Raw genomic sequence first — 24,894 nt, forward strand, 5'->3', positions numbered from 1 at the left:
TGTCGGTCAATAAAAACAAATGAATAACATCCTCCTAATCACGCCGCCTTTTACCCAGCTGAATACGCCGTATCCGGCCACGGCTTACTTAAAAGGGTTTCTCAATACCAAAAACATCGATTCGTTTCAGATGGATTTGGGTATTGAAGTGATTTTGGAATTGTTTTCCCAACCGGGTTTACAAGGTGTTTTTAAGCAGTCGGCGGACAATAAAAGTACGTTTTCCGATAACGCACAACGCATCTTTTCGTTACAGAACGACTACATCAAGACCATCGATTCGGTTATCGCTTTTCTGCAGGGAAACAATCCTACTTTAGCGCGTCAGATTTGTTTGGACGGTTTTCTGCCCGAAGCTTCCCGTTTCAGTCAGCTCGACGACATGGATTGGGCGTTCGGAACCATGGGAATGCAGGACAAGGCGAAACATCTGGCCACTTTATATTTAGAGGATTTATCCGATTTCATTGTGGAATGTGTCGATGAAAACTTCGGATTCAGTCGCTATGCCGAACGTTTGGGAAGAAGCGCCAATTCGTTTGATGAATTATATGAGTATTTACAAACCGAACCAACGTACATCGATTCCATCACTTTAAAGATTCTTAGCGAAAGACTCGAAGAAGTACAGTCAAAATTGGTTTGCCTTTCGGTTCCTTTCCCCGGAAATTTATACAGTGCTTTTCGTTGTGCGCAATACATCAAACAACATTTCCCCGAAATCAGGGTTTCCATGGGCGGTGGTTTCCCGAATACCGAATTACGGGAACTAAAAGACAAACGCGTTTTTGAATTCTTTGATTTCATTACCTTAGATGATGGCGAATTGCCCGTAGAACTTTTATACGAAACCGTTTGTCATCCTGAGCCTGTCGAAGGAACTTTCAAAAGAACCTTCCTCTTGGAAAACGACACGGTGGTTTATAAAAACAATACGCTGCGTCACGACTACAAACAAAGTGAAGTCGGTACGCCCGATTACTCCGATTTGTTGTTGCATAAATACATTTCCGTAATCGAAATCGCCAACCCAATGCACAGTCTTTGGAGCGACGGACGCTGGAACAAACTAACCATGGCACACGGATGCTACTGGGGAAAATGTACGTTCTGCGATATTTCACTCGATTACATCAAAATATACGAACCCATTGCTGCCAAAATTCTGGTGGATCGGATGGAAGAACTTATAGCCCAAACGGGTCACAACGGTTTTCATTTTGTTGACGAAGCCGCACCACCGGCCTTAATGCGGGAAGTGGCTTTGGAAATTCTCCGCAGAAACCTAACGGTAACCTGGTGGACGAACATTCGCTTCGAAAAAAGCTTCACGGCCGATTTGTGTGTTTTACTGAAAGCTTCCGGTTGTATCGCGGTTTCCGGTGGATTGGAAGTGGCTTCCGACCGATTGTTGGAACTGATCAAAAAAGGCGTAACGGTTGAACAGGTAGCCGTAGTTACCCGCAACTTTACCGAAGCCGGCATTATGGTACATGCTTATTTGATGTACGGCTATCCAACACAAACCATTCAGGAAACGATTGACAGTCTGGAAATGGTACGCCAGTTGTTCGAATTGGGCGTACTGCAGTCCGGATTCTGGCATCAGTTTGCCATGACAGCGCACAGTCCGGTGGGCATGTTTCCGGAAGAATTCGGCGTGATTCCCGAAAGTAATGAAATCACCTTTGCGAACAACGATATTCAGTTTAAAGACAAAACCGGAATTGATCACGATAAATTCAGCTTCGGACTTAAAAAATCCTTATTTAATTACATGCACGGCATCTGTTTCGATTATCCGTTGCAGGATTGGTTCGATTTCAAGATTCCGAGAACCGCGGTCAAACCCGATTTTATTTATAATTGTCTTGAAAAAGAAGTGGCCTTTACGGTCAAGCCGAATGCTAAAATCGTTTGGATAGGAGGAAAACCGTTAACCGAGTCGTTTACGAAAAGCAAGAAAGGCAATTCGTGGGAAATGATGAAGTTGACATTTCACGACAAGCGGGAAGTCTTCGAAATTACGGTCGACAAAGAAAAAGGCGAGTGGTTACAATCGTTATTGGATAAAATTTCGGTTACGAACGAAAAACGTTATACTTTCAACGAAGTCAAATCCGATTACGAAACTTCAGGCTTGGATGATTTCGAATTGTTCTGGTATGCTAAACCCTTAAATACCTTACGGAATTTCGGATTGTTAATCTTATAACACGCTGTTTTGATAATTTATTTTCAAATAATAATTAAAATAATTGTTTGTTTTGCGGATAAGTTGTTAAATTTAGATAAAACTTGCTAAATTTAGTTTAGTATCTGAAAACAAGAACAGTGAAACCTATTCGTAAACGTTATAATGACTCCACCTATTCCAAGGTAATATTACTGCTTTCGTTGGTAACCTTCGGATTATTATTGCTTGTACTCTCATTATACTTTTACACCCGAATACAGGAAAAGCAGATTTTTAAGTCCAGCAGGGAACTGTATGCCAATGAAATCTCTTCCTTGTTAAAACTGAACGCAGAGCCTTACCTGTCGGTTATTGCCGATGCCACCTATTGGGACGAGTTTGTGGATTTTACTCAAAGCAAAGACATCAAATGGTTCAATACTTCGGTAGCCAACATCATTGATTCGTATAAAGTGGAATATTTGTGTGCATATAATGTTGATGGAGAGTTTATTACCAAAGTATCCACGCTTAAAATTAAAACAAAAGATTTTATTCCCGAAGCGGCTTTAAAAAGAATTCACGAAAAAAAAGCCGATAAGTTTTATTTGAAAATACCCGAAGGCATTGTAGAAGTTTATGGTGCCACCATACATCCTTCCGATGATCCGTTCAAAAATAAAACCAAACCATCTGGCTATTTTTTTATCGCCCGATTGTTGGATGCCGAGTACTTCACCAATATAGAAGAAATATCCAGTTCGAAAATTAAATTTTACGAAGGGAATGAAAAGGCAAAAAAAACCGTTTTTACCGTAGTGCCTTTAAAGGATTATGAAGGAAATGTTATTTCCAGCCTGTATTTCAAACGAGCCTACGATATTGATTTTTCCATAACCAAAAGAATTCTCCTGATTACCGCTTTAGCACTGCTGTTATCCTGGATAGTATATTATTATTATGCCAATTTATGGTCAAGATTACCCATCAGTTTCATTAAGAAAATTTTAGTGAACGGCGATCCGGGCGCCATTGCATCTCTGAAAAATATAAAAGGGGAATTCCGATACATTGGAAAACTCTTCGAAGAGAATAAGTTGAAAACCGAACAGCTCGCCATCGCCAAAAGCAAAGCGGAAGAAAGCGACCGACTGAAGTCCTCGTTCCTGATGAATTTATCCCATGAAATCAGAACACCGATGAATGCTATTTTAGGATTTACCGATTTGCTGTCCAATCCTGCCGTATCCGATGCCGAGAAAAAAGAATATATCACGATCATTCGGCAAAGCGGTAAGAACCTGATTGAAATTATTGACGATTTGGTTGAAATGTCCAAGATCGATTCCAATATCGTAAAACCCAACCTCTATTCTGTTAATTTGGATGAGTTGGTTCAGATGACTTACCATTCTTTCAAAGGACTTAATCAGAATACGAACATTGAGTTTAAATTGATTTCTCCTAAAAAACCGATTCGCACGAACATCATGACGGACGGCACAAAATTGAAGGAAATTATAACCAATCTCGTAAACAACGCCTTCAAGTTTACGGAAAAAGGTTTCATTATTCTGGAATATGATCTTGACGAAGAAAACAAAAAAATCATTTTCAGCATAAAGGATTCGGGAATCGGCATTCCGGAGGAATTTCAACAAAGCATTTTTAAACGTTTCAGTAAAATGAATGCCAAAGGGATTTCCGCTAACGAAGGTTTAGGTTTGGGGCTTGCCATTTCCAAAGCCTATGTTACGATGCTTGGGGGAGAAATTGAGTTTCAGTCACAAATGGCGATTGGCTCAACGTTTACTTTTTCCATTGCATTGGAATATGATGAAGCGCAACTCGAAACCGAGGCGGTTGTCAATAAAGAAATTACTCCCATTGATGTGGGTAACGAAAAAATCATTTTAGTTGCGGAAGACGATAATATTAATTTTATCCTGTTGGAAAAGCTGTTGAAAATGAATAATTTCAAGGTAATCAGGGCGAAAGACGGCCTGGAAGCGGTTCAGATCTGTAAGGAGAACCATGAAATTGATTTAGTATTTATGGATATTAAAATGCCCAACTTAAGTGGTTATGAAGCTTTTGTTGAAATACGAAAATTCAATCCCGCAATTCCCATAGTAGCGCAAACGTCCTATTCTTTTTCAGAAGAAATCGAGCGCATCAAAGAAATCGGATTCAACGATTATATTTCCAAACCATTGGACAAGGAGAAAATATTCGGGTTGCTGAAAAAATACTTTGCCGAACAATAACCTTGGAATAACAATCGAATCCTTATCAAATCAAAAAGTAGTTATCGGATTAAAGGGAATACTTTTTCGGATTTATATCTGAAGTAGTGTCTTGTAATATAACTATATCAGATTACCAATTTCGAAGTTAAAAGTTTGCGGGAAAACGCTTTAGATTATTTACATTTACGGCAACAAATTTTTTAGCCCATGAGTACTACTTATAAAGTGACCGTAAATACATCAACTCATTTTGATGTTGTAGATTCGGATGTGTCCTCTCTGGATGCCGTGAGTTTAGGAGACTCGAAATTCCATATTTTAAAAGACAATGTGTCTTATAAAGCAGAAATTACTGCGGCTGATTTCAACGCCAAAAAGTACACCGTAAAGATGAATAACACTACTTATGTGGTGGACATCGCCAATCCGTTGGACCAATTGATTAAGGAAATGGGGTTTGCCGTAGGTGCTTCCAAACAAATCAATTCCATTAAAGCACCCATGCCGGGCTTGATTCTGGAAATCAGCGTGGCAGTGGGCCAGGAAGTGAAAGAAAACGATCCAATCCTGATTCTGGGCGCCATGAAAATGGAAAACAGTTTCCTTTCGCCAAGAGACGGTGTCATCAAGTTAATTGCCGTAACACAAAATCAGGCGGTAGACAAAGGTCAGTTATTAATCGAATTCGAGTAAAAGTAAGAATAGAAAAAAGAACCAAGAGAAAAGACTTCATTCAATAAAAAGATCTTTCTTCTTTTATCTAAAAAAAAATATGAAGAAAATATTAGTTGCCAATAGAGGAGAAATTGCGCTTCGTGTCATGAAAACAGCCAAGAAAATGGGAATCAAAACCGTTGCTGTTTATTCGGTGGCCGACAGAAATGCGCCTCACGTTAAATTTGCCGATGAAGCGGTTTGTATCGGTGAAGCACCTTCCAACCAATCCTACCTTTTAGGAGATAAAATCATAGAAGTAGCCAAAACATTAGGGGTTGACGGTATTCACCCGGGTTACGGATTCTTAAGTGAAAATGCCGATTTTGCCGAATTGGCAGAAAAAAACAACATCACGTTTATCGGACCAAAATCGAAAGCCATTAAAATCATGGGAAGTAAGCTGGCGGCCAAAGATGCTGTGAAAGCCTACAATATTCCGATGGTTCCGGGTGTGGATGAAGCGATTACCGATGTTGAAAAAGCAAAACTGATTGCCAAAGAAATCGGATTCCCAATCCTGATTAAAGCATCTGCCGGTGGTGGAGGAAAAGGAATGCGTGCCGTGGAAAACGAAGCGGATTTCGAATCCCAAATGAACCGCGCCATCAGTGAAGCGGTGGCAGCTTTCGGAGACGGTTCGGTTTTCATTGAAAAATATGTAGCGTCGCCACGACACATCGAAATTCAGGTTATGGCCGACAGTCACGGGAATATTTTATATCTGTTTGAAAGGGAGTGCAGTATCCAGCGTCGTCATCAAAAAGTGGTGGAGGAAGCACCTTCAGCAGTGTTAACTCCGGAAATCCGTAAAGCGATGGGAGAAGCGGCTGTAAAAGTGGCCGAATCGTGTGATTACCTTGGTGCCGGAACGGTAGAATTCCTGTTGGATGAAAACAAAAATTTCTACTTCCTGGAAATGAATACACGTCTTCAGGTGGAACATCCGGTAACGGAAATGATTACCGGAATGGATTTGGTGGAAATGCAGATTCGTGTGGCCCGAGGCGAAGCCTTGAATATTAAACAAGAAGATTTGAAAATTAACGGACATGCGATGGAATTGCGTGTCTATGCCGAAGATCCGTTAAACGATTTCCTTCCGAATGTAGGACGTTTGGATGTGTATCAGATTCCGGAAGGAGAAGGTATTCGTGTGGATAACGGATTCGAACAGGGTATGGACATTCCGATTTATTACGATCCGATGCTTTCCAAACTGATTACCTACGGAAAAACCCGTGAGGAAGCGATTCAGAAAATGATTGAAGCCATTGATGCGTATCACATTGAAGGGGTTAGCACGACGTTACCTTTCGGGAAGTTCGTTATGGAGCACGAAGCGTTCCGTTCCGGGAATTTCGACACCCATTTCGTAAAAAAATATTACGACAGCGAAGTGTTGAAAGCCCAAATGCTGAAAGAAGCTGAAATTGCAGCCTATGTTGCCTTGAAGCAATACATGGAGGATCAGAAAGTTTTACGTTTACCAAATCAGTTATAAGATGGAATCAAAATTCGATATATTAAATAAGAAAATAGCCGAATCCAAACTGGGCGGCGGCGAGAAAAGAATCCTTACCCAACATGCCAAAAAGAAATTAACGGCTCGGGAGCGCATCCAATACTTTTTCGACGAAGGTTCGTTTGAGGAAATCGGCGCTTTTGTGACCCACCGTACCAAAGATTTCGGTATGGATAAGGAACATTACTTAGGTGATGGTGTAATTACAGGATATGGAAACGTAAACGGGCGTCTGGTATATGCTTTTGCTCAGGATTTTACGGTTTTCGGAGGTGCTTTGTCGGAAACCCATGCGGAGAAAATCTGCAAAGTGATGGATATGGCACTAAAAGTAGGCGCACCAATGATCGGATTGAACGACTCGGGTGGCGCGCGTATTCAGGAAGGCGTTCGTTCTTTAGGGGGGTATGCCGATATTTTCTTCCGAAACGTACAGGCATCCGGGGTGATTCCACAGATTTCTGCGATTATGGGACCTTGTGCCGGTGGCGCAGTGTATTCTCCGGCGATGACGGATTTCACGATGATGGTGGAGAATACTTCATATATGTTCGTTACGGGACCCAACGTGGTGAAAACGGTAACGAATGAGGAAGTGACTTCCGAAGAATTGGGAGGCGCGAGTACGCATTCGACAAAATCCGGAGTGGCACATACGACTTCGGCCAATGATGTAGAATGTCTGGAAGATGTGAAACGCCTGTTGAGTTATCTGCCGCAAAACAATACCGAAGTGCCGGAAGATTTACCGTATGCATTAGGAGAGGAATTCAGAGAGCAATTAAATACGATTGTTCCGGATAATCCGAACAAACCGTATGATATGCACGATGTTGTTAATCAGATTATTGATGAGGACAGTTTCTTTGAAATTCATAAAAACTACGCCGAGAATATTATTGTTGGTTTTGCCCGTTTGGGAGGGAAAAGTGTCGGCGTGGTAGCTAACAACCCCATGTTCTTAGCCGGATGTCTGGATGTAAACAGTTCCATTAAAGCGGCCCGTTTTACCCGTTTCTGTGATGCGTTCAACATTCCGTTATTGGTATTGGTGGACGTTCCGGGCTTCTTACCGGGAACGGATCAGGAGTGGAACGGAATTATCGTTCACGGCGCAAAATTATTATACGCATTAAGCGAAGCAACGGTTCCGAAAGTGACCGTAATTACCCGTAAAGCCTACGGTGGCGCCTATGATGTGATGAACTCGAAGCATATCGGAGCGGATATGAATTTTGCATGGCCGGGAGCTGAAATTGCGGTTATGGGTGCCAAAGGCGCTTCTGAAATCATCTTCAAAAAAGAAATTGCCGAGGCGGCGGATCCTGCTGCGAAGTTGCTGGAAAAAGAAACGGAATACGCGGAGAAATTCGCAAACCCTTATCGTGCCGCACAACGTGGCTTCATCGATGAGGTGATTTTCCCTCAGGACACGCGAAGAAAGTTAATAAAAGCCTTCAAAATGCTTGAAAATAAAGTAGTGGACACCCCAAAACGCAAACATGGAAATATTCCTTTATAATGCAAAAAACCGCCGAAAGGCGGTTTTTTTATTAACTACTACAAAAACTAAAACAAAACTACACCGCTACCGATATAATTTTTTTGGAACTGTTCAATAACTCAATCATACAATTTATATCTTCTTTGTTTAAATCGTACTGATCGTTATCCAACAGGTAATTTTGATATTCCAGCATTTTCCGGTATTTCAATAACGACAGTGGACTATGTGAATTCAGGTATTCCGATTTGTATTCGCGCCACAGATTCATTCTCTTGACCATGAAATTCATGTAATAATAATGGGTATCGTTATGGGCATCAAAACCTTCAAATTTTATTTTTTCTAAATCAAGTCCTTCTTTTTCTTCTTCGGAGAGCGTATCCAAGGCGTTGTTGATGCGACGGTACATGTTCAGGATCTGACTGGTTTCCTCGCAAATTTCAACCGGAATCTCTTCGGTATCTACTTCGAAAATTTCATAGTATTGTTCGGTATAGCCATTTTCCAGGATTTCAATTTTGATTTCATACTCTTCGGTCTGATCGGTTATTTTTGACAATATTTTAAACTGATTGGCCAAAATCTGTCTTTCAACGATGGATAGGGTTTCCGGAATCATAATTTTAGTTGTTTAATTGTTTCTGCAATAGTAGAATGATATCGGGACGCGCTGTTGTGGTTTTTCCGCAATTAATGTTAAAAGCGACAATAGTCTAAAGAATGGGAACAAAAAAATCCCCATAAACGGTCGCTTATGGGGAGTATGTTTTAGAATTCGATTACGTTATCTCAAATCTTGCAGGGCTTCAAGCTTTCGGATTCGTTCTTCAATCAGTACTTTGAATTTTTCTTTTTGGTCTTTGTTTAAGTAACTCATGATTTCACGGTCGGTGTTAACCAGTGAGGCATTCATTTCGGCTATTTTAGCTTCTTCGGAATCATCGCCTGAAGCAATGGCCGTTTGTTTTTTCTGATTTTCGGTAATCACTTTGGTAATAACAATCAATTGAAGCTCATCTAAATGCAATTCCTTGTTTAATTTCTCAATGGTTTTTGCAGCTGTTTCTTCGCGTATTTTATCCTGCTCTTTTTTAGGAAGTTTCGAAATGTCCCGCATCGGCATGTTTCTCCTTCTTCCGTATCCGGTTACGCCACTTCGCTTGTTAGCACCATAAGGATCTTCATATCCATCCTGCGCATAAACGGTCGTGAAGCTCACTAGGAGCAATACAACGGTAATTGTTTTTTGAATGGATTTCATATGCCTCAAATTTGATTATCAGGTCTATACAGCCGGTTCGCCATAAAGGTCAAATTCTGTAGCTTCGGTGATTTTTATGTTTACGAATTCGCCTGTTTTTACGTAGTGTTTCGTCGCATCAATCAAAACTTCATTATCTACATCCGGACTGTCGAATTCGGTTCTTCCCACGAAATGACCACCTTCTTTTCGGTCGATGATGCATTTGAAAACCTTTCCGACTTTCTCCTGATTCAGATCCCAGGAAATTTGCGATTGCAGCTCCATGATTTCATTGGCACGTGCCTGTTTCACTTCGTCCGGCACATCATCTTCCAATAAATAGGCGTGGGTGTTTTCTTCATGTGAATAGGCAAAACAGCCCATACGGTCAAATTTCATTTCCTGAACAAAGTCTTTCAGAATGTTGAAATCTTCCTGAGTTTCACCCGGATAACCAACGATTAAAGTCGTACGAATCGCCATTCCGGGAACCGCTTCACGGAAATCCTTCAATAGTTTCGTGGTTTTTGCCTGAGTGGTTCCGCGACGCATCGATTTCAAAACACTGTCTGAAATGTGTTGCAACGGAATATCAATGTAATTACAGATTTTCGGCTCACGCTTCATCAATTCCAACACATCCATAGGGAAACCGGTAGGGAAGGCGTAATGCAAACGAATCCACTCGATTCCTTCCACTTTTACAAGGTTTTCAAGCAGTTCGGCAAGGTTACGTTTTTTGTATAAGTCCAATCCGTAATACGTTAAATCCTGAGCGATAAGAATTAATTCTTTCACGCCGTTTTTAGCCAAACCTTCCGCTTCTTTTACCAATTTTTCAATCGGCTGGGAAACGTGTCCGCCTCGCATTAACGGAATCGCACAAAAACTGCACGGACGGTCGCAACCTTCGGCAATTTTCAAATACGCATAATTTTTCGGGGTCGTCGTTAAACGCTCTCCCAACAATTCGTGTTTATAATCGGCACCCAACGCTTTCAGCAGTTGCGGTAATTCTGTCGTACCAAAAAACTGATCCACATTCGGGATTTCTTTCTCTAAATCAGGTCGGTATCGTTCAGACAAACATCCGGTTACGAAAACCTTGTCTACCAAACCACGTTCTTTCTTATCGGCATACTCCAAAATCATGTTCACCGATTCTGCTTTCGCATTGTCAATAAACCCACACGTGTTGATAACGATAATGTTACCTTCGCTTTCTGCAGGTGCTTCGTGCTCCACTTCTTTACCGCTGGCTTTCAACTGGCCCATCAGTACCTCACTGTCATACACGTTTTTCGAACACCCAAGGGTGATTACATTGATTTTGTTTTTCTTTAACGACTTGGTTCTCATATATTTACGATACTTATTTTAACAAAGTGCGCAAAATTACGCTTTTTATAATTAGGAGCACCATCGTTTGGGAATTTTTTAAGGTTCGTCCCGTTTTCCGCTGCTCCCGATGAAAAATCGGGATCCACTGCAACCGGGGCTATGGGCCAACGTCAGTGCATGAAAAAACCACTCCGTAAGAAGTGGTCTAATATGTTGAAGATGCTACTTTTAGAAATTGAAAGTGTAAGAAAGCGTCATGTTGTTGTTTTTAACGTTCACCTTGGCGGCATCCGTAAAGCTGGACAATAAACTCACTGCCATATCTCTTTGCGAGTGCGAGTAAGCCAGGTCAATTCGGGAATTACCAAAATTATAACCCAAACCGGCTGAATATCCGGTTAAGTCGTCCATGGTTTTTCCGTCTTTGTACGGACTTTCTTCAAATCGGTATCCGCCACGAAGACTGATCTGTTTGATTCGGTATTCAAGTCCGACTCTAAACTCGGAAGCCGTTGTAAGCGTTTCCGCCATTTTAGCGTTCACCGAACTGTAATAACGGTCGTTTTCCGGTTTGAATTTGGTAGCAGAATAATCCTTTAAGGAATAGTCAAAACTGATGAGCCCTTTTTTTCCAAATAGATACGCCATACTTCCGGTAACTTTTCCCGGAGTCTGGATTTTATAAGTAGGGTAGATGTTTATCAGATTGGGATTGATGTTTGAATAAGATTCGGTGTTTGCCGGATTGTCATTCGGTCCCGTTCTGAATGTAGTTGAAATGCTTTGGGACAGTTCATCGGTAAGACTATACCAAGTTGGCGATTCATAGCCTAAGCCCAATCGGAAGTCTTTGGTAACCTTTGCGATAGCACCTAAATTTAATGAAAATCCGCTTCCGTAAGTGTGCATTTCGTTGTTGAAAATGACGCTGCGAAGTGTTGCGCTGTTAAGATTGTTTGGTCCGGAGTTTGACTCGTAAACGGAAGAAGTCTGAATGTAATCGGTAAAGTGCACGTTCAGATTGATTCCCAAATACAACTTGTCTTTATAGGAACTCGAAACGTTGAAAGCCAGTTTTCCGTTATATCCGGACGACGAAACCACGTTTTCCTGATAGAAATTTCCACCTGCCGGAGCATTGGAATTATAGCTGGTTATGTTGGGATCGTTAGTGTTTGTAGGGTCAACAGGGCTAAATATGTACGATTGGTATCCTAGCCAGGCCTGTTGGTCAATAAAAGTCAATTCTCCGTAATCGGCATCTTGTAACGTACCGAGGGTGATGCCTCCCAAACCGTTAAAGCCATTGGCAAATGCGGTAAAATATTCACTTATGGAACGATTCGGATTTGAACCTCTTGAAAAGATATTGTTTTCAAAGTCGTTGGTATTTTCGTAATTGATAGCCAATGTGAATTTTTTCCAGTCGCTGTTCTCCTTGGTGTTAAGGAAAACAAGCGCTCCGCCCAACTGATTGAAATCCAAGGTTCCGCTGTTATCTGTTGCTGTTCCGCCAAAATAACTGGAATTGTTCCTGGTGTTGTAATTGCTTAGGGTTCCGCCTGCGGTATTGCTGTTAAAAAAAGCAGACCCGGCCGGATTTACATTCAGCGATGATAAATCGCCGCCCACGGCGCCAAAAGCACCACTCATTCCCCGGAAACGTGCGGTTCCCAAAGTGTTGTCAATAGCATAACGCAATGCCGTTGCGGGATTAGGTTCTTGGGCGTTTGCCATGAAAGCCGACAAGATAAAGGCTGTATAGAGTAACTGTTTTTTCATAACATGTCTTAGTATTAATTAACGTAAAAACCTAAGTCCAAAATAAATTGGACTTAGGAATTAAATTTATCTTCTTCCGCCGCCTCCTGATCTTCCGCCTCCTGAGTTGCCACCACCTCCAAAAGAACTTCCGGAACTTCTAGGTGTTGAGTAACTGTTGTTGCTTCTGGGAGCTGAGTAGTTGTTGTTTCTTGGAGCAGAATATTCCGAACTTCTTGGTTTTGGTTCGCTGCTCGGGTTTACTCTCGGACGCGGAGTAGGTTCCTGATATTGGGTACCTCTCGGATTCACATTGTTATTTCTTGGATTGACGTTATTGTTTCGAGGATTAACCGTATTGTTGTTTCTTGGGTTTACAGTACTGTTGTTATTTCTCGGATTGTTGAAATTAGGTGTTCTTGGATTAGTGAAATTGCTGCTTCTCGGACGTGGGTTGTTAATGGTATTGCCTCTTCCTCCGGAATATATCCCTTGATTAGAATACGATCTGCCTCTGTTTCCTTGATAGGAATAGCCTCCTCTTGTTCCGCCAATGTAATGATGATGGTGTCCGTAATATCCATTGTATGGGTAGTAGTAACCCGAGTAATAAGGGCTGTACCATGAGTTCCATCCCCATCCGTAATAAGGAGAGTTCCATCCCCATCCAAATCCAACATTCCAATAATTACCATAATATGAATTCCATCCCCAACTCCAACTTGGTGAGTACCATGAATTCCAACCCCAACCATAATAAGGGGAATTCCATCCCCAATAGTCGTTATTATAATAGTTAATGGTTACGTTTTTATCATTGTCACCCCAGCCGGCATAATTATCCTGTTGATTTTTTGCGACCGTATCATTGGATTGTGAATTGTAGCCCTCTATGTCTGTAAAAGCTTCATTGTCATAGGAGTAATTATCTTTGTTAGCCGCAAAAAAATCTTTGTATTTGTTGCTTTGTTCAAGATTTTCTTCGCTGTACTTATTTTCAGTCTGTGTGCGTGGTCTTTCGGACGAACCGTAAACCCCGTCATTATCGTAATACGAAGCGTTTTGATAAGAACCACAGGAGGAAGCCAAAAGTCCTACTAATCCAAATATTGTGTAAATGGATACGTTTCGGCCGGATAGGTAATTAGTTTTCATATCAATGGTGTTTTTTATTGTTGGACATAACAAAAATAGTTAGTTTTGTCGAACTATTTTATCAAAGATAAGTTAAACAATATTTGTGCCAAAGTATTAAAAATGAGCAAGAACTTAACAAAACGATCAGAAGATTATTCCAAATGGTATAATGAACTGGTTGTAAAAGCAGATTTAGCAGAGAATTCCGGAGTGAGAGGGTGTATGGTTATCAAACCGTACGGCTATGCTATTTGGGAAAAAATGCAGGGAGAATTGGACCGTATGTTCAAAGAAACAGGTCATCAAAACGCGTATTTCCCCTTGTTCGTTCCGAAAAGCATGTTTGAAGCAGAAGAAAAAAATGCCGAAGGATTTGCAAAAGAATGTGCTATTGTTACGCATTACCGATTAAAAAACGATCCTGATAACAAAGGAAAATTAATGGTGGATCCAAATGCCAAACTGGAAGAGGAATTAATCGTTCGTCCCACCAGTGAAGCGATTATTTGGTCTACATATAAAGGTTGGGTGCAATCCTACAGAGATTTACCGTTATTGATTAACCAATGGGCGAATGTGGTGCGTTGGGAAATGCGTACGCGTCTGTTTTTACGTACTGCCGAATTTTTATGGCAGGAAGGGCATACCGCGCATGCCACAAAAGCAGAAGCCTTGGAGGAATCGGTGAAAATGATGAACGTGTATGCGGATTTCGCTCAGAATTTCATGGCGATTCCGGTTGTAAAAGGAATTAAAACCGAAACGGAACGTTTTGCCGGAGCTGATGAAACCTATTGTATTGAAGCCTTGATGCAGGATGGTAAAGCGCTTCAGGCGGGAACATCGCACTTCTTAGGGCAAAATTTTGCCAAAGCGTTTGATGTGAAATTTGCCAATAAAGAAGGAAAACAGGAACATGTTTGGGGGACCTCTTGGGGTGTTTCCACACGTTTGATGGGTGCTTTGGTGATGACACATTCTGATGATAACGGATTGGTGTTGCCTCCAAACTTAGCGCCGATTCAGGTGGTGATTGTACCGATTCACAGGACAGATGAGCAATTGGAAGCGATTTCAGCGCAGGTAAACGACTTAATGAAAGAATTGCGTAAAGCAGGTGTTTCCGTTAAATTTGATGATAGGGATACACAGAAGCCAGGATTTAAGTTTGCGGAATGGGAACTAAAAGGAGTTCCGGTGCGTTTGGCTATCGGTCCGAATGATTTGGAAAACGGAACGTATGAGGTTGCTCGAAGAGATACATTGACAAAAGAGACGGTTTCCAAAGACGGAATTACAGCTTATATTCAGAATTTATTGGAGCAAATTCAGAATGATTTGTTCAATAAAGCGCTGAATTACAGAGATGCACATATTACTGAGGTAAATTCGTTTGAGGAATTCAAAGATGTTTTGGAGAACAAAGGCGGGTTTGTTGCTGCCCATTGGGACGGTACCGCCGAGACCGAAGAAAAGATCAAAGAGTTAACAAAAGCAACCATTCGTTGTATCGCTTTGGATCGTGTTGAAGAGGCGGGAAGCTGTGTGTTTACTGGGAAACCATCAGCGGGAAGAGTGCTTTTTGCGAAGGCATATTAAAAAAAAAATATTTTTTTCTACTGAGTCTTGTGGGAATAAAAAATAGTTGTATTTTTGCAACCGCAATTAGAGAAAAGAGGCCCGTTCGTCTATCGGTTAGGACGCCAGGTTTTCATCCTGGTAAGAGGGGTTCGATTCCCCTACGGGCTACAATCTTTTAACTCTAATATGGCCCGTTCGTCTATCGGTTAGGACGCCAGGTTTTCATCCTGGTAAGAGGGGTTCGATTCCCCTACGGGCTACAATCTTTTAACTCTAATATGGCCCGTTCGTCTATCGGTTAGGACGCCAGGTTTTCATCCTGGTAAGAGGGGTTCGATTCCCCTACGGGCTACAAATTAGTTGTAAATAAGTTTTATAAAATAATGATTGGTGTCTCGGTCATTGTTTTATTAGTTAAAACCAAAGTGATTGTCTTAACAGTTGTGGGAGGTTTTTCTTTTTTAACTAGTAGTTTATAACAATTATTACAATTAAAAAAAGAACAAAATGGCAAATCATAAGTCCGCTTTAAAAAGAATCAGAAGCAACGAGAAAAAAAGAGTATTAAACAGATACCAACACAAAACTACACGTAATGCTATCAAAGCACTTCGTTTAGCGACTGACAAGTCTGAGGCAGCTGCAAAATTATCTTCAGTAATCTCTATGATTGACAAATTAGCTAAGAAAAACATTATTCACGCTAATAAAGCTTCAAACTTAAAATCAAAATTAACAAAACACGTAGCTGCTTTATAGTAACTAAGTTTTGATAAAATAAAGAGCTCTCAGTATTGAGGGCTTTTTTTATTTTTTATTAATTGGTTAAATTTTAGCTAACTACTTCATAATTAGTCTTTTTAATCCAAAAAATAGTTGTACTTTTGCACCTTCAAAATTAGTATATGACTTCAATTAGAAACATCGCGATTATTGCACACGTTGACCACGGTAAAACAACATTGGTTGACAAAATTATGTATCACTGTCAGTTATTCCGTGAAAACGAAAACACAGGTGATTTGATCTTGGATAACAACGATTTAGAGAGAGAAAGAGGGATTACCATTACTTCTAAAAACGTTTCCGTAACTTACAAAGGCACAAAAATTAACATTATCGATACTCCGGGCCACGCCGATTTTGGTGGGGAAGTAGAGCGTGTATTGAATATGGCGGATGGAGTTTGTTTGTTGGTGGATGCTTTTGAAGGTCCGATGCCACAAACCCGTTTCGTATTGCAAAAAGCGATTGACTTAGGATTGAAACCATGTGTGGTTATTAATAAAGTGGATAAAGAAAACTGTACTCCGGAAGAAGTGCATGAAAAAGTTTTCGACTTAATGTTTGAATTAGGCGCTACCGAAGCTCAGTTGGATTTCCCAACCGTGTATGGTTCTGCAAAAAATAACTGGATGTCTGATGATTTCAGAAACCAGACTGAAAACATCGAGCCATTATTGGATATGGTTTTAGAACACGTTCCTGCTCCTAAAGTTTCCGAAGGAACACCACAGATGCTAATTACATCTTTGGATTTCTCTTCTTTTACCGGTCGTATTGCGATTGGTCGTTTAGAAAGAGGTGTTTTAAAAGAAGGAATGCCAATCTCGTTGGTGAAAAGAGACGGGACGGTTATCAAATCAAGAATTAAAGAATTACACACTTTTGAAGGTCTTGGCCGTAAAAAAGTGGAACAGGTTGTTGCCGGTGATATCTGTGCGATTATTGGTGTTGAAGGTTTCGAAATTGGTGATACCATTGCTGATTTTGAAAACCCGGAAGCATTACAGACTATTGCTATCGATGAGCCTACAATGAGTATGTTGTTCACCATTAACGATTCGCCATTCTTTGGTAAAGAAGGTAAATTTGTTACATCGCGTCATATTAGAGATCGACTGACTAAAGAGTTAGAGAAAAACTTAGCCATGAGAATGGGTGAAACGGATTCTGCTGATAAATTCATGGTTTTTGGTCGTGGTGTATTGCACTTATCGGTTCTTATTGAAACCATGAGAAGAGAAGGTTATGAAATGCAAATTGGACAGCCACAGGTAATCATCAAGGAAATTGATGGTCAGAAATGTGAGCCAATTGAAGAATTAACCATTGACTTGCCAGAGCATCTTTCCGGACGTGCTGTTGAATTCGTAACCATTCGTAAAGGTGAAATGCTTTCGATGGAAGCTAAAGGTGAGCGAATGATTATTAAATTTAATATTCCGTCTCGTGGAATCATCGGATTGAGAAATCAACTTTTAACCGCTACTGCCGGAGAGGCAATTATGTCACACCGCTACATTGGATACGAACCTTTTAAAGGGGAAATTCCGGGAAGAAACAACGGTTCGTTAATTTCTATGGAAAACGGAAAAGCGATTCCTTATTCTATCGATAAATTGCAGGATCGTGGTAAATTCTTCGTTGAGCCCAATGCTGAGATTTATGAAGGTCAGGTTATTGGAGAGAACAGTCGTGGTGATGATATGTGTATCAACGTAACTAAAGCTAAGAAGCAGTCTAACGTTCGTTCCTCCGGAAATGATGAAAAAGCAAGAATTATACCTCCAATTATTTTCTCATTGGAAGAAGCTTTAGAATACATTCAAAAAGACGAATATGTTGAGGTAACTCCAAAAAGTATTCGTTTGAGAAAAATATATCTGACTGAAAATGACAGAAAGCGTTTCAAAATTTCATAATTGAAACACTCATAAATAAAAAAAGCCACTCATTTGAGTGGCTTTTTTTATGTTCTATTTTCCTTTAAATAGGAGATTGACTATTGCTAAAATGACAATGGCCCCTACAGCTCCGGTTAAAATAGCGCCTAAAATGCCTGTCCCAAGGCTGACTCCTAATTTACCTAAAAGCCAATAACCTACAAAGCTGCCTAAGATGCCTACAACAATATTGCCCAATAAACCTAAACCGCCACCGCTGAAAATCTGACTTCCAAGCCATCCGGCAACCGCTCCGATAATTAATGTAACTACAATTTCCATAACTTATTGATTTAAAGATTAATAGCTGTAAAGTTACTACTATAAATCCAATAATTATTAGGAATGTGACTGTTAAAATGATTTATCGTTTCAAAGCGAAATGCCCTTTGATGATTCTGCCATCTTCAAGATTCATTACATACCAGTAATCAGTTGAAGGAAGCAGTTGTCCATTGAAAGTACCATTCCAGCCTTCTCCACCCGGTGCCATTTGTTTCAATAACTTACCAAAACGGTCAAAAATATAAATGGAACTGTTGGCATAGAACCCTTTTTCCATGCCTTTAATAATCCAAGTATCGTTATATCCATCGCCATTGGGAGTGAAAAACCTCGGAATACCCAATACGGAAACTTCTTTTGGAATTACACCACAGCCGTCAATATCGCTGATATAAACGGTATGTATTCCGGGTGTTACGTTTTCAAAATGATTGCTTAACTGAAAAGGGCCGGTAGGGGAATCCAAACTGTATTCAAATTCGTTTTCATTGCCCTGAACAAATACCGTAATGGTGTTGTTGTCGGATAAATCGGTAACCGCTACGGACTCCACCATTGCGACATCCGAATCTTTAACGATAATGGTTCTTTCTTTGAAGCAGCTTACCCCGTTGGTCACTTTAACAGTATAGGTTCCTGAGGCCAAAACGTCTATAGTTGGGGTCGTTTCTCCACCCGGCGTCCAAAAATAGGTAAACAAAGTTGGGTTCTGCGTGCCTATTCCCGCATGTAACGTAATTGGAACAGTAGGAGTGTTTAAGCAAAAAACGGCTGTGTCTTCGGTTTCAATATCAGGTAATGGTTTGACTGTTAAGTCAATTACGTTAATGCCAATACAGTCATTTCCGTTTTCTGATCTTACAAAAATCCGTTGGTTGTTCGCCTGTGTGTTGGTGTAATCAAGTGGTGTTGTTATGGCATTTTCTTCCATTAAAGCATCATTACCTGAAAGGTAGTACTTGGTTGTGTTGCCCGGAATTTCAAAACCGGCGTCCGATAAATCAAAAGAAGTGAAGCCATCCTCGGTACCGTCTGTGTCACATTCTCGTAAATCAACTATGGTCGTTGGATTTATCGTTACATTTAACGTTAAAGTAGTGTAGCTGTAACATTGAGTGGTATTGTCGGTAATCTTAACATTAAGTGTCTGAGGATTTTGAATGTTTGTATAAACCGTATTCAGCGGTGTAATGTTGTTGGTCTGAGTGTAAAATTGAGTGCTGTAATTGGTATTGTTTCCTGTCAAAATGCCATTGGCTTCTGTTAAATTGAAAGTTGTTAAACCGTCGGGATTGACTTGAAAATCGCATTGTGTTAATTGGGCAGGAATGGCAATGGGAAGCGGATTCACAATCAAATCAAACGGACGGGTACTGTAACAATCTGTGTTTAAATTGTTTTCAATTCTGACAAAAAGGGTTTGCAGGTTTGGCGTCGTGTTATAAAAGGAAAGAGGCTGATGATTGCTGTCTGAATCGGCATCATTTTGTGATAAGTGATAGGAAATGGTATTTTCAGAGGCACTTTGCGTACCTAAAATATCGTTGTTTAACGAAGATAAATTAAAAATCGCCTGTCCGTTTGTAGTATCCCCATCTAGTGCATCATCACAAATGATAAGGTTTGATAGTGCATTTATCACCGGGCGTTTGAAAACGTTTACCGTAAAATTTGTAATGGCATAACATAGAAGGTTATTTTTATTGGAAACCCTTGCATAAACAATGAATGTTGGGGTTGAATTCGTATAATTTGTAGCATCAATTGCATTGGTATTGTCTATGGCATCCTGATTGTTTAAAAAATACTTCACTTCAAAAACCGAAGGATCCTGACCACCGAGAATGGTGTTCGTTATTAATGATGAAAAGTTAAAGTTGTACCTCTGATCCCCGTCATCATCACATTGATTAAGCACCTGATTTGGGATTGCATAGGCAACGGGTTTTGCATGTATTGTTACCATTTGTTCGTTTGTTACCGAACTTCCATTTACCGTTATTGTAACACTTACCGTATAATTACCCGGAGTGGTATAGGTATGGGTGGGTGATACTTGTGTAGAAGTGTTTCCGTCACCAAAATCCCAATCGATACTGTCTAAATTCGGATTCGCGGGAATAGTGAATTCGGTAGGATCTCCCAAACAAATGTTTGTTACCGCTATACTGGCATTAAAAACTGAGGTAATGAACGGAGGCAAGCCCAACGCGGAACTTCCGTAAACCAATTCTACTCCCAGTTGTTGATAATCACAGCCCGGTCCGGCTATTTCCGGATTATTGATTACACCTAAGTGAGTGTCAATATTGCTTTGCGTTGAAAAATTAGCCCGATATATTTTCTTGTTGGGGCCTAATTGGAGTGCTCCTGCTGTAGAATTGTACTGATCAATAAGAACTTGATTTATGGGGGTTGTGGTTAAATCAAATTGCAATAATTGACTGGACAGGTTGTTGTTTATCCCGTTTGTGGCATAAAGTTTTCTGGAATCGGCGGAGAATTCAATTCCGTAAGGACTGCCACCGGTAACAAGACTGATTGGGTTGGAAACGATTCCTGTCGTATTATCAAAATCATACAGCAGTATCTGCCCGTTTTCTTCTGTTCCTCCGGTTATGTTTCCTAATTGACTGTGTGCGATTGCAATTTTTCTTCCGTTTGGAGAGGATTTCAAATAGCCAATGGAATTTTTACGATATCCGTTTATGGATACAAAAGGGGTAGTGGTTGAAATCACCGGATTGGGATCCACACCATTATTGTCTATTTTGAAAGCGTAAAATTTATTAACGAAATGGGTTAAAACCCAAAAACCGCTCCCGTTATTGTTTTTTACCGCCGTAATTTTTTCTGAGCACTTGTAGGCTACTTCGCTATTGTTTATGGGATTATAAGTCACCAAATAGGAATTTCGTGTTGTAATATCCCCGATGCTTCCGTTTGAGCCGGTAATCGATAAGTCTACAATCGAATAGGTTAATCCGTTATTAAATCCGTCATCCTGATCTGGGGTAACATTGGTATTCTGATCCGGAAAAACAGCGGCATTTTCATGGTGAGGTTCATCAACGGTAAAGATGTAGTAAATGTCAGGATTTCCGGGTTTCGGAACAATAATGGCAGATTGTGTGCTTGAAGGATCGCCCAGAAGACCGGTTCCGGCGTTATAATTTCCGTTAGGCATTATAACATGATTCCTGTCCCAAACGGTTTTTCCATCCGAATAAAAAAGCAAATCGCCATTAGCATTTGATATGGAGCTGCAGCCTTCAAAAGTGAATAGTAGTCCACCAGATAAAGGTTGCACCGAACCATCCGGCATAAATTTTATTCCGGCTCCGCTTCCAAAATACCAATTGTTAGCTTCTCCTTGTGCAAAAGAAACAATTGAGATAAATAAGCACAAAAAACTACAATAAATTGATTTCATGATAAAAAGACGTGAATAAAAGTCAAATGTAAGAATTTTTATCTTTTCAAACTAAAATGACCTTTAATAATCCTTCCGTTTTCAAATGTAAGGGTAAACCAATAATCGTCAGAAGGTAAAGTGTTATTCTCCAATGTCCCGTCCCAGCCATCATTTTCTGAGGAGATCTGTTTCAGCAGTTTACCATAACGGTTAAAAATGAAAAGTCGGGAGTTAGGGTAGTTGGTATCCAGATTTTTGATTTTCCAAACATCGTTATATCCGTCTCCGTTAGGGGTGAAAAATCTAGGGTAATCCAAAACATAGGTTGTTTCAAAGTCATCTCCACAGCCATAGATGTCGCGAACGTAAACTGTATATTCTCCCGGATAGACTCCGGTAAAAACATTACTGGTTTGATAAATTACATCGTTCAGCGAATATTCATAAGTACCGGAACCGCTAACATATACAGTGATGGAATTGGCAATGCCCGAAAAACTGTTCGTATCGATACCGGTTATTGTAGGCGGCTCTGAAGTGGTTACGAAATAGGTTTTTGTAACCGAACATCCATCAGCGTTGGTTACGGTCACCGAATAGTTTCCTGACTGTGAAACGGTAATTGTTTGCGACGTTTGAACGGGAGTGGTGTTCCAGGAGTAGGAATTGAAACCGGATCCCGGATCAAGAGTTATGCTTTGCTCGTTGCAGATGGGAACAGACTCGTCTTGCAGGTTCGATGAAAAGGCGGTTACGGTTAAGGTAATCGGTAATATTTCAGAACAACTGTTTGCGATTCGGGCATAAATGATTTGCTGGTTTGGAGTTGTATTCGGATACGGACTGGTTAACGCATTGACAAAGTTTTGGGCGTCTTGTTGTGATGCAAAATACTGTATGACGGTGCCGGCCGGAAGGGTATTGGTATTTCGGATCAGTTGTGTAATCGCATTGAGGTCAAATTCATACAATCCGTCCTGTTCGGCATCGTAGTCGCATACTTTTACGGGTGCTATGGGATTCAGCGCGATACTGTTGGTTACCTGAAGAGTGATATCAGCGTAATCAACACAACCAAAATCGTTTTCTACTCTGGCTATAACAGTATTCCCTAAAGTATTTTGATAGGACTGTGGATTCGTAATGGCATTTTGCTGATTTTGGGCATTTGTTAAATTTCGATAATATCCCTGAATCGTCATTTCTGGATTACCACCGGTTATTGCTGGCACGGCATCGGTCAGGTCAAACGTGGCGATTGCGTCATTGTTGTCGTCGCATTCGGTTAGATTTGTATCGTTGGCTGTAACCGGAGCATATTCAACATTGATATAACCATAGACCGTACAACTTCCGACATCGGCCATTAAAGTATATACCCCGGCAGCATTGATGGTATAGGTTGGTGAGCTGACATTGGTATACCCCGGAATCGGAGCCCCGTCTTTCAGCCAACTGTAACTCAATGTTCCCGGCACGGTATAATCCGGTGTTACGGTAAGGGTTTCGCCCGGACAAAGCGGATTTCCGTCGGCAATCAAACGATCGTCGCCCATGGCATAATCGTTATTGAAACTGTTGCCACCTATAAAAATAGCCGAATCGTAAAGATTGTTTCCCTGATCGGCAATAACCATTTTGATGTGGTACGAACGACCCGGTATTATGTCGGCTTCGGCATTCATCACTCTGGTTTGTCCGTTAAAATTGGTAGGGTGATTACTTCCGTTAAAAGCATCGAAGTATTGTGCATTGGCCGCCGGACAAACAGTGCCGCTACCCCGAACGGTGGTGACTTTTACGGGAATATTCGTTCCGGGAACCACCGCCAGATTTTGATTGGCAGGCGATCCGATTTCGTTCAGTAAAAAGGCAAAACCATCGGAATAATTACATTGATTTGAACTCGGATTTGATAAGTACTGCTCCGACGAAAAAATATAATTAAAACTCATATAATTAGTAACCGCAACAAAATCAAATTCGACAATGGTGGCATTAATGGTATTGTTTTCATTAATGGCCATTTCCAAATCGTTATCTCCCGGCCAGGAAGAAGGGCCTTCACTTAGCAGGGAGGAATTCGGACCAATGGCAGAACTCGCACGACCGGTCGAAATAAGCAATCCTTTTTGAAGCGGAAAGCCAGAACCGTTGCTGTCAAAGGAAGCAAAACTTTTCTCCCCGCCGCCAAAATCATAGCCGGTTATGGTAATGTTTGTAGGTACCACACAACTCCCGCCGGCAAACAATTCCTGAACAAGCTGCGTTGGGGTTTTTGAGTTATCTACACTAATAGTCTGTGCTGAAGCCGATAAGGACAGCAGCAATATAAAGAGTGCCGAAAAATGGATTTTATATTCACGCATAGTATCGCAAAGATACTACAAATCTCTTTTTTTAAGTATTTTATACGACATAAACATAAAAATACCGGTCCAAATTAACACGATTAGTATTTCATAATAATGAACCGTATAATCTTTCTCAAAAGCTTTACCTCCAATGGTTTCTCCCACATTTTTAATTACCGACAAACGGGAGAAGGGTTCTTTTATTAAATTACTCATCGATTCCAAAGGGAAAAACTGACTCACATTGGCAGCAACATCAGTATCTTTAAAGAAATTCCACTTCATTAAACCAATGGAAATTCCCTCAATGATGTTCCAGACAAATAAGAATCCGAGTGCAAACGCCGAACGTTTTACCAGAATTCCCAAAAACAAGCAGAAGGAGAAGAAGGCAACCAGTTTTATGAAATAGGCCAAAAGGTATTCCAAATCGGAGAAAACGATGCCGATTTCATTATAGGAAGAAAAACTGTAACCCAAAATCAAAGACATGATAAAAATGAAGACAGTCGAGCCCAAGGCAAACAGGATAACCGTTAAAAATTTCGACTGAATGAATTCTTTCTTACTCATTCCGTCAATAAGGTTTTGCTTTAACGTTCCGTAACTGTATTCGTTGGCCATCATGGAGACGATTACGATGGCTAAAAACAGTTTTAAAATAGCCGCAATGTACGTGTTGAAATGCCAAATGTATGGGAAGTTGAAAATTCCCTGTTCGGCAATATGAAGCTTAAAGGCACCAAATTCAAATTTGATGGAAGCAATTAAGGCAATAAAAGAAAGCAGAATGAAGTAAGCAATGATTAGGACCTTACTGGATCTGTTTTTCCAAAGTTTTTGTAATTCTATATCTAAAAGTCGTTTCATCTCGGAGGGA

Annotated in this window: 17 protein-coding genes and 3 tRNA genes; 11 read left to right on the top strand and 9 right to left on the bottom strand. The window is 40.6% G+C overall.

Annotation, left to right across the window (positions count from 1 at the left end; translation table 11 throughout):
- Window positions 1-19: 19 nt before the first annotated feature.
- From BLQ05_RS07990 to BLQ05_RS08010, 5 genes are all read left to right on the top strand, one after another.
- Entirely contained in the window at window positions 20-2,215 is a 2,196-nt protein-coding gene (locus BLQ05_RS07990; RefSeq protein ID WP_023577059.1) for a B12-binding domain-containing radical SAM protein, read from the top strand.
- A 119-nt stretch (window positions 2,216-2,334) separates the two neighbouring features.
- Window positions 2,335-4,443 carry a response regulator gene (locus BLQ05_RS07995; RefSeq protein WP_023577058.1) on the top strand — a complete coding sequence of 703 codons (2,109 nt, stop codon included), beginning with the start codon at window positions 2,335-2,337 and terminating at the stop codon, window positions 4,441-4,443.
- Window positions 4,444-4,632: 189 nt separating this feature from the next.
- Window positions 4,633-5,118, top strand: coding sequence for an acyl-CoA carboxylase biotin carboxyl carrier protein subunit (locus tag BLQ05_RS08000; protein ID WP_023577057.1), 486 nt, complete (start codon window positions 4,633-4,635; stop codon window positions 5,116-5,118).
- A 79-nt stretch (window positions 5,119-5,197) separates the two neighbouring features.
- Window positions 5,198-6,643 (top strand): acetyl-CoA carboxylase biotin carboxylase subunit, encoded by a 1,446-nt coding sequence (accC, locus tag BLQ05_RS08005; RefSeq protein WP_023577056.1) that lies wholly within the window; start codon window positions 5,198-5,200, stop codon window positions 6,641-6,643.
- Window position 6,644: 1 nt separating this feature from the next.
- Window positions 6,645-8,186, top strand: a complete 1,542-nt coding sequence (locus tag BLQ05_RS08010) for an acyl-CoA carboxylase subunit beta (protein WP_023577055.1) — start codon at window positions 6,645-6,647, stop codon at window positions 8,184-8,186.
- Window positions 8,187-8,244: 58 nt separating this feature from the next.
- Here the strand turns inward: BLQ05_RS08010 and BLQ05_RS08015 are convergent, their stop codons facing one another.
- The 5 genes from BLQ05_RS08015 to BLQ05_RS08035 all read right to left on the bottom strand — a co-directional run bounded on the left by BLQ05_RS08015 (window position 8,245) and on the right by BLQ05_RS08035 (window position 13,671).
- The gene (locus BLQ05_RS08015; RefSeq protein WP_023577054.1) at window positions 8,245-8,790 is read right to left on the bottom strand and encodes a YfbU family protein; all 546 of its coding nucleotides are present in this window, start codon (window positions 8,788-8,790) and stop codon (window positions 8,245-8,247) included.
- Window positions 8,791-8,955: 165 nt separating this feature from the next.
- Complete coding sequence (locus tag BLQ05_RS08020; protein WP_023577053.1) at window positions 8,956-9,432, bottom strand: hypothetical protein; 477 nt, start codon at window positions 9,430-9,432, stop codon at window positions 8,956-8,958.
- Between the two features lie 24 nt (window positions 9,433-9,456).
- On the bottom strand, window positions 9,457-10,773 hold the full coding sequence (gene rimO / locus BLQ05_RS08025; protein WP_023577052.1) for a 30S ribosomal protein S12 methylthiotransferase RimO: 1,317 nt from the start codon (window positions 10,771-10,773) through the stop codon (window positions 9,457-9,459).
- Window positions 10,774-10,983: 210 nt separating this feature from the next.
- Window positions 10,984-12,537, bottom strand: coding sequence for an OmpP1/FadL family transporter (locus BLQ05_RS08030; RefSeq protein WP_023577051.1), 1,554 nt, complete (start codon window positions 12,535-12,537; stop codon window positions 10,984-10,986).
- A gap of 66 nt (window positions 12,538-12,603) precedes the next feature.
- Window positions 12,604-13,671, bottom strand: coding sequence for a hypothetical protein (locus BLQ05_RS08035; RefSeq protein ID WP_035654695.1), 1,068 nt, complete (start codon window positions 13,669-13,671; stop codon window positions 12,604-12,606).
- Window positions 13,672-13,773: 102 nt separating this feature from the next.
- Between BLQ05_RS08035 and proS the strand changes: the two genes are divergently transcribed.
- The 6 genes from proS to typA all read left to right on the top strand — a co-directional run bounded on the left by proS (window position 13,774) and on the right by typA (window position 17,939).
- A complete protein-coding gene (proS, locus tag BLQ05_RS08040) occupies window positions 13,774-15,252 on the top strand; it encodes a proline--tRNA ligase (RefSeq protein ID WP_035654728.1) in 1,479 nt (492 codons plus the stop codon).
- Between the two features lie 78 nt (window positions 15,253-15,330).
- A tRNA-Glu gene (locus tag BLQ05_RS08045) sits at window positions 15,331-15,402 on the top strand.
- 20 nt (window positions 15,403-15,422) lie between these two features.
- A tRNA-Glu gene (locus BLQ05_RS08050) sits at window positions 15,423-15,494 on the top strand.
- A gap of 20 nt (window positions 15,495-15,514) precedes the next feature.
- Window positions 15,515-15,586: transfer RNA gene (locus tag BLQ05_RS08055), tRNA-Glu, on the top strand.
- 155 nt (window positions 15,587-15,741) lie between these two features.
- Window positions 15,742-15,993: a 30S ribosomal protein S20 gene (gene rpsT, locus BLQ05_RS08060; RefSeq protein ID WP_023577048.1), complete on the top strand. Its 252-nt coding sequence runs from the start codon at window positions 15,742-15,744 to the stop codon at window positions 15,991-15,993.
- 146 nt (window positions 15,994-16,139) lie between these two features.
- Entirely contained in the window at window positions 16,140-17,939 is a 1,800-nt protein-coding gene (gene typA / locus BLQ05_RS08065) for a translational GTPase TypA (protein ID WP_023577047.1), read from the top strand.
- Window positions 17,940-17,993: 54 nt separating this feature from the next.
- On the opposite strand, the gene BLQ05_RS08070 is transcribed toward typA, so the two are convergent.
- The 4 genes from BLQ05_RS08070 to BLQ05_RS08085 all read right to left on the bottom strand — a co-directional run bounded on the left by BLQ05_RS08070 (window position 17,994) and on the right by BLQ05_RS08085 (window position 24,884).
- The gene (locus tag BLQ05_RS08070; RefSeq protein WP_023577046.1) at window positions 17,994-18,242 is read right to left on the bottom strand and encodes a GlsB/YeaQ/YmgE family stress response membrane protein; all 249 of its coding nucleotides are present in this window, start codon (window positions 18,240-18,242) and stop codon (window positions 17,994-17,996) included.
- A gap of 82 nt (window positions 18,243-18,324) precedes the next feature.
- A complete protein-coding gene (locus tag BLQ05_RS08075; protein WP_035654693.1) occupies window positions 18,325-21,678 on the bottom strand; it encodes a T9SS type B sorting domain-containing protein in 3,354 nt (1,117 codons plus the stop codon).
- Between the two features lie 38 nt (window positions 21,679-21,716).
- On the bottom strand, window positions 21,717-24,029 hold the full coding sequence (locus BLQ05_RS08080; RefSeq protein WP_023577044.1) for a T9SS type B sorting domain-containing protein: 2,313 nt from the start codon (window positions 24,027-24,029) through the stop codon (window positions 21,717-21,719).
- A 15-nt stretch (window positions 24,030-24,044) separates the two neighbouring features.
- Window positions 24,045-24,884, bottom strand: coding sequence for an ABC transporter permease (locus tag BLQ05_RS08085; protein WP_023577043.1), 840 nt, complete (start codon window positions 24,882-24,884; stop codon window positions 24,045-24,047).
- Window positions 24,885-24,894: the final 10 nt, after the last annotated feature.

The organism is Flavobacterium saliperosum, from assembly GCF_900100625.1.
In the GTDB taxonomy this organism is placed as follows: Bacteria; Bacteroidota; Bacteroidia; order Flavobacteriales; family Flavobacteriaceae; genus Flavobacterium; species Flavobacterium saliperosum.